Genomic DNA, 15023 nt, shown 5'->3' with positions numbered 1-15023 from the left:
ACGAAAGCGACATTTAAGGAGAGACAAATGAGTTTAAATGATTTGGGTTTACAAGAGCTGACACGACGCCATTTTTTTGAAAACTGTGCCGTGGGAGCAGGGGCGATCGGCCTGGCTGCCTTGATGCAGTCGGAGCAACAGTCGCAGGCTGCGACTTCTGCTCTGGGTAAAACACATCATCCTCCCAAAGCCAAAAATGTAATTTACATGTTCATGGCAGGGGGACCCAGTCAGTTGGAAATGTTCGACTATAAGCCGAAGCTACAGGAGCTGGAAGGCCAGGTAATTCCGGAATCTTATGTCGAAGGAAAACAATTTGCATTTCTGAAAAAAGATGCGAAGTTGTTGGGGACACGACGAAAATTCAAAAAATATGGCGAAGCAGGTACGGAACTGTCCGATGTGGTACCGCACCTGGCAAGCATTGCGGATGACATCACCGTTCTGAAGAGTATGAAAACGGATGTGTTCAATCATGGTCCCGCCAAACTATTTATGAATACCGGTACTCAACAGTTTGGTCGTCCCAGTATGGGGGCCTGGGTCACCTATGGGATCGGCAGTGAATCACAGAACCTGCCAGGCTTTGTCGTATTACAGTCCGGTCCTCGCGGTCCGCGTGGCGGTGCTCCGTTATGGGGCAGTGGTTTTCTGCCAACAACTTACCAGGGGGTTCCATTTTTAAATGGTGCCGACCCGATTCTCAATTTATCGAATCCTTCAGGAATTGACTCAAAACGGCAGTCGGATTTTATTGAGACAGTCAATCGATTGAATACACTGCGCCTGGAGAAAACCAGAGATCCCGAGATTTCGACTCGTATTTCTGCATATGAAATGGCATATCGGATGCAGTCCAGTGCACCAGAGTTAATGGATCTTTCGGGCGAGACAAAGGAAACGCTGGATTTATATGGCGCTGATCCGGCGACTCCCTCTTATGCCCGTAACTGTTTACTGGCGCGCAGATTGATTGAAAAAGGGTGCCGCTTTGTTCAATTGTATCATACTGACTGGGATCATCACGGGAATAAAGGAACCGATCTGGAAGAGTCATTGGATGCCCGTTGCCTGGAAACGGACCGTGCGTCAGCAGCGCTGGTCAAAGATCTGAAACAGCGTGGTCTGTTAGAGGATACTCTGGTGATTTGGGGAGGTGAGTTTGGCAGGACTCCTCAGGGAGAGCCGCGTGATCTCATCGGACGCGATCACCACATTGATGCCTTCACAATGTGGGTCGCCGGAGGTGGTTCCAAACAGGGTGTCACAATAGGAGAAACTGACGAACTGGGATACTATTCAGTGAGCGACACGATTCATGTCCGCGATTTTCATGCGACGGTCTTACATCTTTTGGGAATCGATCATCATGAGCTTTCCTATTTTTACCAGGGTCTCGATTTCCGCTTAACGGGGGTCGAAGAAGCGCATCTGGTGAAGAAAATGCTGGCTTGAAACGAGGGCTTCGGCTCTAGCTGATAAAAACTTGAGTGAATTATGAAGAAATCCTCTGGACAGAATTTGCAGATTCAATTATCACTCGCCTCTCTCTCACACATCTCTAAATCTTAACAAATCACTTCCCTTCATTTCTACCAATTCTACTTCTCTATCCCCATTACCTAGTATAACGGAGGCATGGATGCCACCGGAGTCCAATACCGGTCTATCCGGATCGATCATGCGCAACACCGGGCTGATTTTCCCACTAGTCATAGTGAGTTCAGTCCTGGTAATCATTGCGCCATTGCCTCCGTTCGTAATGGACTTTCTGTTGTCCTGCAATATCACTGTTTCCGTAGTGATTTTGATGACAACGATTTATGTCAAGCGTCCGCTGGAATTCAGTGTGTTTCCTGCGATTCTGCTGGGGACCACATTAGCACGACTGGTGCTTAACGTTGCCTCTACCCGCTTGATTTTAACCCGTGGTGCCGCCGATGGGACGGCTGCTGCCGGGGGTGTTATTGAAGCGTTTGGTCAGTTCGTGGCCGGCGGTCAGCTGGTAGTGGGACTGATCATCTTTGTGATTCTGGTCACGATTCAGTTTATGGTGATTACGAAAGGTGCGACCCGTATCAGTGAAGTCGCTGCCCGTTTTGCTTTAGACAGTATGCCCGGTAAGCAGATGGCCATTGACGCCGATCTGAATGCAGGATTAATCAGTTCAGAAGAAGCCAAGTTCCGCCGCAATGAAATTACAGAGCAGGCCGACTTTTACGGTTCCATGGATGGTGCCAGCAAGTTTGTCCGCGGTGATTCGATTGCCAGTATCATTATCACCCTGATCAATGTTGTAGGGGGATTGTATGTCGGGATGGTCGACCATGGCATGGAGCTCTCAAAAGCTGCCACCGTATTTACAACGCTAACGATCGGCGATGGACTGGTCACACAGGTTCCAGGCTTCCTGATTTCACTGGCTGCTGGTTTGATTGTTACTCGTACCTCAGTTGACAGTAATCTGCCAGGCGATGTCGTCAAGCAGTTCTCGAGCCATCCTGAAGCACTGTTTCTGGCTGCTACTTTTCTGTTTGCCCTGGCATTTACCGGCCTCCCCGCTGGACCGATGCTGGCATTAGCCATCGGCTGTGTCGTGACTGGTATGATGCGGCGAAAAGGACTCCAGGTCGCGGAGGTACACAAACAAAAGGTAGAAACACAACAGCAGACGCAGAGCCAGCCTGAACCAAAACCGGAAGACCATCTGTTTGTCGATCCTCTGGAACTGGAACTGGGAGTCGGACTGCTGAGACTGGCTGATCCCGCGACCGGTGGTGATCTCCTCGACCGCGTGACTCGCATCAGGCACAAGATTGCTCAGGAACTGGGAATCATTCTTCCCAAGGTTCGTATTCGCGATAATATCCGACTGGGACAGCGCGATTATCAGATCAAGATCCGCGATGTGGCCGTCGCCTGGGGCGCGATCTATCCCGATGGCTTACTGGCCATCGATACGGGTGCGACCAATGGTGATATCCCGGGCATTGATACAGTGGAACCCGCATTCGGTCGTCCCGCCAAGTGGATTGAAATGGGACAGAAAGAACGTGCGGAACTGATGGGTTATAACGTGGTAGAACCTTCGGCTGTTGTGATCACCCACCTGACTGAAGTGGTTCGTGAACACAGTAGCGAACTACTGACACGGGAACAGGTACATGCATTAATTGAAAATCTGAAAGAGTCTTCACCGAAAGTGGTTGAAGAGCTGATTCCCGATGTATTGAAAATCTCCCAGGTACAGCATGTCCTTTCCAATCTGCTTCGCGAGCGGGTGCCGATCCGCGATCTGGAAACCATTCTGCAATCTTTAGGTGATTACGCAGATCGGACCAAGGAACCCATGATTCTGACGGAGTATGTTCGCAACGGACTGGCGCGGGCCATCTGTCAGCAGTATCGGGACAGTAAACGACTGTTAAGAGTCGTCACGCTCGATCCGGAGCTGGAAGACGTACTGATGTCAGGGATTGATTACAACGAACATGGTCTGGTCATCAAGCTGGCACCCCAGACTGGAGAAGTTATAACTCAGGCGATCGCAGATCAGATTGAACCTTTGGTCGAAGCAGGCGGACATCCCATTGTATTATGTAATCCCCAGATCAGGGCAGGATTGAAACAGATCACGGCTCCCATGATCCCCCGGTTAATTGTACTAAGTTTAAATGAAATCACCCGTGATACTGATGTGGAAGCGATCGGACAGATCTCAGCCGGTCGGTTGAAAAAAGAGGTTGCGGCAGGAGCAGCATAAAACATTTGCCTGGTCATCTCAAAAAATAATATAAATAAAACGATCTCAACGGAATCAAATAGAGGAAACATCAATCATGTCAGATGTTCGAACATTTAAAGCGGCTTCAATGCAGGAAGCACTGACGCTGGTGCGAGAGGAGATGGGCAGTGAAGCCGTCATCCTGCAGACGCGTCAGATTCCAGGGCGCAAAAGCTTATTACCCTGGTCCAGAACTCAGGAAGAATTTGAGATCACAGCGGGATTGGGAATCGAAACACGGACGCCGGCAGCATTACAGAAAAATAATCGTTCCACCAGTGCTGGTTCAGCATTAAGGCACAGGGCCTCCAACCTGCAACCGGAAAACCGTCAGCGGGAAACAGTATCTCAACCCCTGGCAGCACATCAGGTAACAGCCCCTGCCCGACGCGAAACGACACCTCGTCGTGAATCGGTGTACTCCCAGCCGCCGGAACAACAGCGATTCCGCCAGCGTTTTGAAGAAGCAGCCCCTCGCGAAGTACCTCCGACACAGAAACATTTTGATCCCACAGAAGAATTTACCGAGAAATTGAATGCGATTCAGGAGATGCTTGAGTCATTGGATCGCCGTACCCGCTCTCATCGATCGACCGATGTGCCTTCAGAATTATTTCATATCTATACCGATCTGATTGATTCGGAAGTGGACGAAAACATTGCCCACGATCTGATTGCCCAACTGAAAGAGCATGCAAGTCCTGAGCAACTGAAAGACTCTGCTGCCAGCAAATCTCTTCTTGCGGCGTTGATTGAATCCCAGATGACCTGTTCCGTGCCGATTCGTCCTGTTCCCGGGCAACGGAAAGTGGTGGCACTGGTGGGGCCGACAGGCGTTGGTAAAACAACAACCATCGCAAAACTGGCAGCCAATTTCCGCCTGCGTGACAATATTAAAATGGGACTGGTAACCGTCGACACCTATCGCATTGCTGCCGTCGAACAGCTGAGAACCTATGCAGAAATTATCGATCTCCCCATGAAGGTCGTCAGTACGCCGAAAGAAATGCAACAGGCACTCGATGAGATGGTCGGGTTAGACCTGGTGTTGATTGATACTGCAGGTCGCAGTCCCAGTGATGACCTCAAAATTCAGGAACTCGAAAGTCTGTTCCACGAAGTACCCATCGATGAAGTCTCACTGGTCATGAGTATGACATCCAGTGTAAAAACTCTTGAAGCGATTGCTCAGCGTTTCCAGGTAGCACGTCCGACTTCAATGATTCTGACCAAACTGGATGAAGCTCCTGTGATGGGTAGTCTGTTGACCTTGAGTCAAAATGTAAAACTGCCTGTACGATATCTGACAACCGGTCAGGATGTTCCCGATGATATTGAACCCGCCAATGCCGCACGTATGGCAAGATTGGTTCTGGGTGAGGATCAGCTGCGTTAAAAATTCGTATTACATCATTTATTCTAACTTAACATAATTGCGTTCGTTATTTTCATCACAAACGCGAGTCAGATATAAGGAAGTCGCGATGGCTCCAGCCGTCAATGAATGGAAGCTGAAACAGGTGGAAGCAGTTCCTCCTGTCAATCCACCCGAATCACAGTCGCTGGCGACTGCACGGGGGGATCAGGCCAAGGTTCTGCGCGGGATGATGGAACAGAGACGACCCGGAATCATTGAGAAGAACAAAACCTCTCATTGCAGGACGCTGGCAGTCTGCAGTGGAAAAGGAGGGGTCGGCAAGTCAGTGTTGTCACTGAATCTGGCTTTGGCGCTGGCACAGTCCGGGGCTTCAGTCTGCCTGATTGATGTGAATCTGGCGTTAGGAAATATCGATCTGTTATGTCGTCTGAATGGGTACTGGAATTTATCACATGTCGTCAGTGGTGCCCGTTCGTTAAAAGAAATTCAACTGGAAGGTCCCCTGGGGGTCAGCGTTGTCACGGGAGCCAGCGGACTGACGGATCTGGCGGACTGCTCGGAAGCGGTTCGGAAAGATGTGCTCGGACAGATGCAGGAACTCGAAGCCACTCACGATTTTTTGATTCTGGATAATGGCACTGGGATCCATCGCAGTATTCGGCAGTTCGTCACAACGGCCGACGATGTCCTGGTCGTAACTACTCCTGAACCCACTGCTATTGCTGATGCCTATGCGACAATCAAGTCTCTTTCGACGATTCAATCACTGGAAATTCAGGCCCTGATTAATCAATGTACGTCAGATAATCAGGCTGACAAGGTCTTCCAGCAACTTAAGAAAACAACGGAATTATTTTTACACACCGGTTTAAACCAAGCCGGGCAGATCCCCCATGACATGCATGTCGTCCAATCAGTTTATGATCGGGAGCCTTTTGTATTAAGCCACCCGCATTGTCCTGCTGCGGAATCCGTTTTTCGCCTGGCCCATGACCTGCTGGAACGACACCAGACGACCGAACAACAAAACAAACAAGAGTCTTACTTTCCGCGACTTTGGCAGCGTTTGCTGGGCGAAGCCGCATAAACCCTCAGGGAAAAGGATTGAAATCACGGGAAATATTCTCTCATCTCTCTCGTTTCCTGTTCACTCCCTCACCTGAGTCACATCACTACTAAATCCCTTAACAATTAATATTAACGATGTTTCTGCAGATGCAGATCTGTGGTCGCGTTCTTCAACCACTGGTATTTCCCTGACTTATGGTTTTACCTCGAGGTTCGCGTTACGCATCAGGGAAAATACAAATGTCAGTTTTTAACGGTTAATTAAATTGTAGGAGAAAGGTTAAATATTCTGAAGCAGGACGCCGATATTTAAAGGATAGACGAGCGAAGGTCTCTTCGGAGTGAAGTGAAATTGCTCTCGCAAGTTTTTCCAACTCGATCCGGGAATAATCTGTGGCCCTGCATTATGCATTTCGATTATCGCTAATCGCTTTTGCGACTGAATCAGTGAGAGGGATCCTCTCTCATGCTGATTTCATTGGCGCGACTCAATCCGCACTCATCGCTGCAGTCATATTTTTTGGCCTTGGTCTGGTGTTTGGGGAAGTTGCCGCTCGCGTGGTTGAAGAATCAGCGCGGGCAAATTTTGAAAAATGGAAAAATAATCTTGCTTAAATATAAAACGTTTTAGCAGTCATCGTCATCATCATTTTATCCAAATGAAACGACTGTAAGTTGATCACGGAGGAGTAAATGGCCATCAAAGCCAGTGAAGAAATCGCAGAAATCTGGAAGGTATTCAAGCAGGATCAATCCAACCAGGCTTTGCGTAATACGCTCATAGAACAATACGTTGCCCTGGTCCGTTACAATGCAGAACGAGTCTGGGCCAAGCTACCCGAAGGGGTAGATTTGAACGACCTGATTTCGGCTGGTGTCTTTGGGCTGATGGATGCCATTAATGCATTCGACCTGGAACGGGGTGTCAAATTCGAGACATACTGTGTGCCCCGTATTCGTGGAGCCATGCTGGATGAATTGCGCACCATGGACTGGGTACCTCGCCTGGTTCGCAGTAAAGCCAGTAAACTGGAGGCTGCCCGAAAATCAGTCGAAGCAGAACATGGTCGCCCCCCGGCGGACGAAGAAATTGCCCGGAAAATGCAATTGTCTCGTAAAGAATTTGAAAAGCTTAAAAATGAGGCCAATGCAGTAGGCCTGGTGAGCTTGAATAAAAAATGGTACGAAACCGACAGCTATAAAGACGTACGGGAAGTGGATATCCTCGAAGACGCTAAAGGTGAAGATCCAACCAAAAGCATTCAGAAACGGGATCTGATGCGTCTGGTAACCAAGGGTTTGAATCGGAATGAGCGTCTGATTATTATCCTGTACTATTATGAAGAACTGACTATGAAAGAGATCGGCAGTACGCTGGGTCTGTCAGAATCTCGTGTCAGTCAGATGCACTCGAGCATCGTCAACCGCTTGAAAGAACAGCTTGGACGACGTCGCCCGGAATTCGCTTAATCCTGCAATTCGTGATCATACTATTAAAAAGGCCTCCATTATTGATGGGGGCCTTTTTTTATGATCTGCTGCTGATTCCAGACAGACAATTTGAAAAAACATGTCAGTTCTCGACCCGGATGCTCGATATATGAACCGGATTCGCTTTAGAATAAACATAACAGGGAACATCAGTTCTCGAAGAGTGATTCCAGATCACATTTGAGTTTACTTACTTCAGTCAGACAATCGGGGTTTCGGTTCATTCATGGATGTTTCACAAATTGAAGATTACTACCAACGGTCAACGGCTGAAGTGGGTAAAGTGCTCATGGGGCAGGAAGATCTGGTGGAAGGGGTACTGATCGCATTGTTTTGTGAAGGGAATGTCTTGATTGAAGGCGTTCCGGGCCTGGGTAAGACGTTGCTGGTTAACGCGCTCAGTCATGTACTTTCCAGTGAGTTTCGACGGATTCAGTTTACTCCTGACCTGATGCCTTCTGATATTACCGGTCACTCCGTGTATGACATGCACGAGCAGAAGTTTACTTTCAACCAGGGGCCGTTGTTTACGAACCTGTTACTGGCAGATGAAGTGAACCGGGCGCCTGCTAAAACGCAGTCTGCGCTATTGGAAGCAATGCAGGAACGACAGGTATCTGTCGATGGGAAGACCTACCCGCTGCAGAGACCTTTTCTCACGATTGCGACTCAAAACCCTCTCGAACAGGAAGGGACCTATCCGCTTCCGGAAGCACAGCTGGATCGCTTCATGTTCAAGTTACTCGTTGATTATCCCACACAGGATCAGGAGAACGCAATTCTTGATCTGTATGCTACCGGGAAGGACAACCGGAATCTGGACAGTTTTGGAATTCAGCCGGTGTTGAACACGGAAACCATTCTGGCGATCCAGCAGCGTGCGACAGAAATTATCGTCGAGCCATCTATCATTCAGTACATTACGTCGATTGTCTCGCGGACCCGGAGTTGGCATACCATTGAAGTCGGGGCAAGTCCTCGCGCCAGTGTGAATCTACTGATCGGAACACGTGTCATGGCTGCGTGTCAGGGGCGTGATTTTGTTGTCCCCGATGATGTGAAAGAACTCTCACTGCCAATTCTTCGTCATCGGATTCGATTACACCCGGAAGCGGAAATTGAAGGCATGAAAGTCGACGAAGTCATTCGGGATATCCTGGAAAGCGTTGAGGCTCCCCGCCAATGATGCCCCGTCTATTGCTGTTGTATCTGTTCGCAGCCGCCATGCTTCCCTTTGCGCTGGGAACGATCTGGCCAGAACTGGGCCAGGCTGGTGTTTTGATCTGTCTGCTGGTCTTTCTGTTCGCTCTGGTCGACCTGATGCTGACACCCTCGCTGCTTACAATCGATGTACATCGTGAAGTGAACGAGGTCTTGAGCGTCGGAGCTTCGAACAGTGTAAAACTCTGGTTTAATAATCGAGGCGCGGTGCCGCTCAAGATTCATGTGCATGATGAACCACCCATGCCGTGTCAGTACACAGATCTTCCGTTTGATATCGAACTCCTGCCCAATAAGCATCAATTCAGTATCTATCATGTTGAACCGCACCATCGCGGCAAAAACCGATTTCGCCGTGTGTTTTTACAGATGAAAAGTCGTTTCGGGCTCTGGACCGTATACGATGAACGTGACATTCGCCAGGAAATCCGGATCTACCCCGACATTCAATCGGTGCGGGGAGTGGAACTGCTGGCGCGTCGCAATCGTCTGGCCGAAGCCGGAATCAAAATGTCTCGTTTGCGGGGGCGGGGAACCGATTTCGATCGGCTGCGTGAGTATCGACGCGGGGATGAATTTCGCAGCATTGACTGGAAAGCCACGTCACGTCACCAGGAAATAATCAGTCGTGAATATGTGGTTGAGAAAAATCAGAACATAATTTTTCTTCTCGACTGTGGTCGTTCGATGTGTAACGCCGACGAAGGTGTCACGCATTTTGACCGTGCACTGAACGCTGCCATTCTGTTGAGCTATGTCGCCCTCAGGCAGGGGGATACTGTTTCACTGATGGCCTGTTCCAACAAGGTGGAATGCTGGGTTCCCCCCATACGTGGCGCCAGTTCGATTCAGAAACTGATCCGTCAGGTTTATGACCTGGAACCGATTTATGAGGCTTCCGATTATCAGCTGATGTCCGAACAACTGCAATTGCGTTATCGTAAACGTTCGCTGGTTGTCGTACTGACCCACGCGCTGGATGAAGTTCATCTGGAATACCTGGGAAACGCATTGCGTATGATGCGCTGGCCGCATCTGGTATTGTCTGCGTTTTTGCGAAATGTTCCCCTTGAGAACCGCATGAATTCAATCCCAGATTCAGACCGCGAAGCATTTCAAATTGCCGCAGCGGCTGAGATCGTTTCTTCTCAAGCAACTCAAATCGCCGCATTGCAGAAATCTGGGTTACTCGTACTCGACACGCTGCCGGAAAACCTGTCGGTCAATCTCATCAGCCGCTACCTGGATATCAAAGCACGGCAGTTGCTCTGATATCAATAAATAATACCGCGACTGACTCATCCATTTGCTTCTGACTGCGCACAGGGTTATAGTTATGCCCATACCCATACGTACACATTTCGCTTAAGCCTGGATATTCACAACAGGGATTCTCCTGATGCGGTTTTCAATTCTTTTCGTTGCCACCTGTTTATTGCTTAACTCCGCGATTCTGATTCAGACAGGATCCGCGGCTGAACCATCAGAAATAACAGAAACACAGGCAATACAAATTATCCGGTCCCTGGGTGGCAGAATCGGATATGCCAATTCAGGATCAAAAAAGAAAATAGACTCAGTTTCTTTTGCCAATAACAAGATTACTGACACTCAGATCAAGTTCATCAATCATCTGAAAGACATACGCAAACTCGGATTTTATAATGTCAAGATCTCAGGAAGCGGGTTGCAGTCATTGACTAATTTGAAGCACTTGCAAAACTTGGAATTCCAAAATTGCCCATTAGAAGACGACGCCTTTCAACATTTGAAGCAATTTCCGGCGTTAACCCACCTGTTTGTCCGACATGTACCTTTAACTGATCAATGCCTGGTACACTTAAAAGATTTAACCCAACTGAAAGTTCTGTGGTTGTTTGCGACTCAGATTTCAGATTCAGGTCTGGAGTATCTCAATAACCTGAAAGAGTTAAATTCTCTGAACCTGTATCAGACAAAAATCAGCAATGCCGGCCTTACCCATTTGTCTGAATTAAAAAAACTGAAGCAACTCGAAGTTAATGAAACAAAAGTAACCAGCGCGGGGGTCGCCAAACTTCAGGAAGCGATCCCTGAATGCAAAATTCTGTTTGACAGACCCGTCTTGCCTGCTCATCTCAAAGTTGCCCAACAAGTCAAATCACTAGGAGGGTTCGTCCGGTATCAAGATTTGGATCAGCATCGAGTGCTGTCGTCTATCAGTCTTTCCAGACCACACGTTGACGATAAAAGTCTAGCCTGTCTGAAAGGCTTGTCGGGGTTGAAATCTTTGACGCTGAATAATACCAGTGTCAGTGACCAGGGAGTGCAGAGGCTCAATGAGCTGAAGGGACTGACCTCACTAACGATAATGCAGTCACCCATCACGGATGCAGCCCTGCCTCATCTGACAGGGTTTTCCCGTTTAACCTCGTTGAACCTCGCCAGGACAGCCGTCACCGACGCCGGCATGGAACACATCATCATACTGAAGCAGCTGAAAAAGCTGAACCTGATCTCTACCGGCGTCACCTCAGCGGGAACTGCCCGAGTCCACGCCGCACTGCCCAAATGTAAAATTGAGACGGGTAAAGCAATTGCTCCTGGCGACCCTACTCAGGCGCAGGCAGCGATAGCTGCCCTCAAAGCACAGGGAGTACACATCCAGAATCAAAGAGTGTTTAAGAATGGAAAACTCACTTCAACGTATTTTACTTCAATTCGATTCTTTGGGAATCGAATCATCGATGCGCAGGTTAAGCACTTAAAACATGTCCCCCGCTTGAAATCGGTCTCCTTCATCAGCACCAGCATCACCGATGGCTGTACACGACATCTATCCGGTTTATCTGAACTGGAAACCCTGCAATTACCAGGTACGGCAATCACAGACAAAGGACTGGCGACTCTGAATGACCTGAAAAGCCTGGAAAATCTGGACCTGAGCCGATCGGGAATTACCGACGCCGGACTGGCCTCGCTGAAAAAATTCCCGCAACTTAAAACTTTGAATTTAGGAAGCACCCGGGTCACTGACGCCGGACTGACACATTTAAAAGCGCTGCCAAAACTGGAATCACTGAAACTTTACAACACGTCCGTTTCAGGCACAGGCCTGAGCGAACTGGTAGCACTACCAAAACTGAAAACGCTGGATTTATCACTCACTCCCCTCAACGAGACCGGCTTGCAAACGGTAAACAAATTAATCCACTTGCAAAGCTTGTCTCTCACAAAGACAAAGATCAGCAGTGCAGCAGTCAAACATCTAATACCACTGACAGAACTGACCACATTGAAACTCGATTACACTCAAATTAATGATACAGCGCTGGCTTCGATTACAAAGCTGACGAAGCTTCGCTCATTGAATCTCAGAAAAACTGAGATCACCGATACAGGTATGGTTCATTTAGAGAACCTGAAACAGTTAAAGGTCCTGTCCCTGGATGAAACCAGGGTTTCAAATGCCGGTTTAAAATCACTTCAGTCACTGAAGCAACTTTACATGCTGGGCTTACGAGAGACAGACATTGATGACGCAGGCCTGAAAACTCTCAGTTCGATTTTCAATCTGAAAAGCCTGGACTTATACGGTGCCAAAGTAACGGATACAGGAATGGCTTATTTCCATGACAAGTTGATCAAACCAACGGATCTCAATTTACATGGCACCGGCGTCACAGAAGCAGGCGTCGCGATGCTGAATCAACAGTGCCCCAACTGCCGAATTCAGGCTTCGCCTCCGCTAGACTCCGGGATTCAGAGCATTCTCGCAAAACTGAAAAAATCAGGTGGCTTTTACACGCGACGTCGGCTGCCGGAGAATGCTGAACAGCTCGTCGTCCGATTCTATCCCCTCCCAGGCAGAGAAAAGGAACTCCCCCCCCTTGACGAACGGCTCAGCCTGCTGAAGGGTTTAAAAACACTGTACGAGTTGGAAATTACCGGCGATGAGTTAACAGACACCGGACTCAAGCATCTGGAGCATGTTCCCGAGTTAAGAGTACTCAAGCTGAATGGTGGAAAGCTCACTGAAGAAGGACTTAAACATCTGACTCAACTGAAAAAGCTGGAATTACTGCAGATTGAAAATGCAGGAATCACTAACGATCAGTTGATCCAACTCAAGGAGATGACGCAGCTGAATATGCTCATACTCCCCCGAAATCAGATCACAGAGCATGGGCTCAAACATCTGTCTGGCCTCACGAATCTCAAAGTTCTCAATCTGAGCCAGAACCGCATTTACAGCGACGGAATGGTCCATCTGGCATCACTGGAAAATCTGCGAGGTCTGATTCTGAAACACACCCGTGTGGCTGATCAGGGACTGGAAGATTTATTACGTCTGCCACGATTAAACACATTGATTCTCGACGGCACCACGATTACTGACGGTGGAACACCCCTTCTGAGAAAGATGACTTCACTGGGGATGTTATCTCTGAATTCTACTTATATCACAGACCGAGGGTTGAAAGATCTGGAAACGCTAAGGGGGTTGTACCGCTTAGATTTGAACGACACCAAGGTAAGCGAGGATGGGGTAAAAAATTTCCAGCGTTCCCAGCCAAAATGCAATATTGAATACGCGGCGCCGTTAGCCTCCTCCTTGCAATACGTGATAAAGGAACTGAAAGAAGCAGGTGCAAATGTTAATGTAATCAATCAGGGACATCACTACGTAATCGAATCAGTTGAATTTCCGAACCACCTCCAGGGTATTTTTGCGATCCATAATCGCGCTGAGAAAGCAAAAGTATTCGACTCCTGCCTGAAACGAATTTCGGAGATGAAAGACTTAAAGCAACTGAGTATGCACTGGGCGGAATTCGACAATACGAAGCTTGAATACATAAAAAAATTAACGTATCTCAGTGAACTCGATTTATCGGGAAGCCGCATTACGGACCAGGGGATCAAAGACTTGAAAGACCTGGTTAACCTGCAAAAGCTGAAACTGGAACATACACAAGTCACCGATGCCGGAGTTGCCCAACTGGCCCAGCTCCATTTGAATCGACTCTACTCACTGGATCTGGACCACAGCAAAACAACGGTAGCCTGCCTCGAATCACTGAAAGACATGCAGCGCCTGCGCTTTCTCTCCCTGCAACACCTCGAATTGTCCGCGGCAGATCTTGAAAAGTTCAAGCAGGCATTGCCGTCCTGTCAGATCAAGAGCAAAGATCTCAAAACACAACAGCCCGTCCCTTAAGCGATCCATCGCAACCGCGCCATAGAATGAGAGACCATTCGTCAGCAGATTAGTTCAAGAGAAAGGGAAGCAGGTCCGTGTGGTGGCCGATCATTTTCCACATTCCATTTTCTTTGCGAAAGAGACTCGTTGCACGAATTTTTACTTTTTCTACTTTACCGTCTGGCCCGACGTTATGCCCGATTTCAAAATTACTGACGATGGCAAGTTTCGGTCCGACTGTGATGTGCATCTCTGCGGCTTCGACTTTACCGCCTAGTTTCATAGATCCCGTTTTTTCCCATTCAGCAGCAATCGGTTTCCAGCCACGCAGATAGCTGCCATCTGGACCCATGAAAGTGATGTCATCCTGGTGTGACCAGACTTTTTTCATGGGATCCACTTCACCGGTAAACAGCTCATTGAGAGCAGAATAAAACTGTTTTGCCGCAGTGCGCACCGCTTTTGTGTCTTCGTCACTGGCACTCGCCGAATTTTCACAATTCAAACAAACGGCAGAAAATATCATCATCGCGATAGAAATCAGTCGTGTCTTCATTTCGGAGTTTTCCATTTCAAGCTAAATTTCAGCGATAGATTGAGTTTTAAGATGAGTTCTCGAACCGTTCCTGTAATTTGAGAAGGTCTTATTCTGAGAACGATAGTGGCTGCAGATGATTCAGTCCATGTGGAAATATATCAGTCAAATTCCCGATAGAACGCTGTTGAACCTGGCTGTTTCATCGCTTTACGCTTCGTTAAAAATCAGCCCGGGAGGAAGGATAACTTGTTTAGATCCTGTACGCCAGTGGGGTTATGCGGGTTGTGCTAATTGCAAAAAAGAGTGTCCAGGTCGATCTGGGACGATTTTAAGTTTGAAGCAATGCGTTGAATGACTCAAA

Annotated in this window: 10 protein-coding genes; 9 read left to right on the top strand and 1 reads right to left on the bottom strand. The window is 48.3% G+C overall.

Annotated elements, in window-relative coordinates:
• Positions 1-27: 27 nt before the first annotated feature.
• From ACN0YH_RS18025 to ACN0YH_RS17985, 9 genes are all read left to right on the top strand, one after another.
• Entirely contained in the window at positions 28-1455 is a 1428-nt protein-coding gene (locus ACN0YH_RS18025; protein ID WP_417380972.1) for a DUF1501 domain-containing protein, read from the top strand.
• A gap of 187 nt (positions 1456-1642) precedes the next feature.
• Complete coding sequence (flhA, locus tag ACN0YH_RS18020; RefSeq protein WP_417380971.1) at positions 1643-3763, top strand: flagellar biosynthesis protein FlhA; 2121 nt, start codon at positions 1643-1645, stop codon at positions 3761-3763.
• Positions 3764-3839: 76 nt separating this feature from the next.
• Complete coding sequence (flhF, locus tag ACN0YH_RS18015; RefSeq protein WP_417380970.1) at positions 3840-5180, top strand: flagellar biosynthesis protein FlhF; 1341 nt, start codon at positions 3840-3842, stop codon at positions 5178-5180.
• 88 nt (positions 5181-5268) lie between these two features.
• Positions 5269-6249: a P-loop NTPase gene (locus ACN0YH_RS18010; RefSeq protein WP_417380969.1), complete on the top strand. Its 981-nt coding sequence runs from the start codon at positions 5269-5271 to the stop codon at positions 6247-6249.
• A 374-nt stretch (positions 6250-6623) separates the two neighbouring features.
• Positions 6624-6845: a hypothetical protein gene (locus ACN0YH_RS18005; RefSeq protein ID WP_417380968.1), complete on the top strand. Its 222-nt coding sequence runs from the start codon at positions 6624-6626 to the stop codon at positions 6843-6845.
• A 78-nt stretch (positions 6846-6923) separates the two neighbouring features.
• The gene (locus tag ACN0YH_RS18000; RefSeq protein ID WP_417380967.1) at positions 6924-7700 is read left to right on the top strand and encodes a FliA/WhiG family RNA polymerase sigma factor; all 777 of its coding nucleotides are present in this window, start codon (positions 6924-6926) and stop codon (positions 7698-7700) included.
• Between the two features lie 247 nt (positions 7701-7947).
• Complete coding sequence (locus ACN0YH_RS17995) at positions 7948-8907, top strand: AAA family ATPase (protein WP_417380966.1); 960 nt, start codon at positions 7948-7950, stop codon at positions 8905-8907.
• On the top strand, positions 8904-10214 hold the full coding sequence (locus tag ACN0YH_RS17990) for a DUF58 domain-containing protein (RefSeq protein ID WP_417380965.1): 1311 nt from the start codon (positions 8904-8906) through the stop codon (positions 10212-10214). Before ACN0YH_RS17995 ends, ACN0YH_RS17990 begins: the two co-directional genes overlap by 4 nt.
• 601 nt (positions 10215-10815) lie before the next feature.
• Entirely contained in the window at positions 10816-14142 is a 3327-nt protein-coding gene (locus ACN0YH_RS17985) for a hypothetical protein (protein ID WP_417380964.1), read from the top strand.
• A gap of 49 nt (positions 14143-14191) precedes the next feature.
• On the opposite strand, the gene ACN0YH_RS17980 is transcribed toward ACN0YH_RS17985, so the two are convergent.
• Positions 14192-14680 carry a YybH family protein gene (locus ACN0YH_RS17980; protein ID WP_417380963.1) on the bottom strand — a complete coding sequence of 163 codons (489 nt, stop codon included), beginning with the start codon at positions 14678-14680 and terminating at the stop codon, positions 14192-14194.
• Positions 14681-15023 lie beyond the last annotated feature (343 nt).

It is taken from the genome of Gimesia sp. (genome assembly GCF_048262075.1).
Taxonomy (GTDB): Bacteria; Planctomycetota; Planctomycetia; order Planctomycetales; family Planctomycetaceae; genus Gimesia.
This window is presented reverse-complemented; position numbering and strand designations above follow the sequence as displayed.

Excerpts from the sequence above, each read along its gene's own strand:
- flhA (WP_417380971.1), top strand. The coding sequence starts at position 1,643 with ATGCCACCGGAGTCCAATACCGGTCTATCCGGATCGATCATGCGCAAC.
- ACN0YH_RS17980 (WP_417380963.1), bottom strand. The coding sequence starts at position 14,680 with ATGAAGACACGACTGATTTCTATCGCGATGATGATATTTTCTGCCGTT.
- ACN0YH_RS18010 (WP_417380969.1), top strand. The coding sequence starts at position 5,269 with ATGGCTCCAGCCGTCAATGAATGGAAGCTGAAACAGGTGGAAGCAGTT.
- ACN0YH_RS18025 (WP_417380972.1), top strand. The coding sequence starts at position 28 with ATGAGTTTAAATGATTTGGGTTTACAAGAGCTGACACGACGCCATTTT.
- ACN0YH_RS18000 (WP_417380967.1), top strand. The coding sequence starts at position 6,924 with ATGGCCATCAAAGCCAGTGAAGAAATCGCAGAAATCTGGAAGGTATTC.
- ACN0YH_RS17995 (WP_417380966.1), top strand. The coding sequence starts at position 7,948 with ATGGATGTTTCACAAATTGAAGATTACTACCAACGGTCAACGGCTGAA.
- flhF (WP_417380970.1), top strand. The coding sequence starts at position 3,840 with ATGTCAGATGTTCGAACATTTAAAGCGGCTTCAATGCAGGAAGCACTG.
- ACN0YH_RS17990 (WP_417380965.1), top strand. The coding sequence starts at position 8,904 with ATGATGCCCCGTCTATTGCTGTTGTATCTGTTCGCAGCCGCCATGCTT.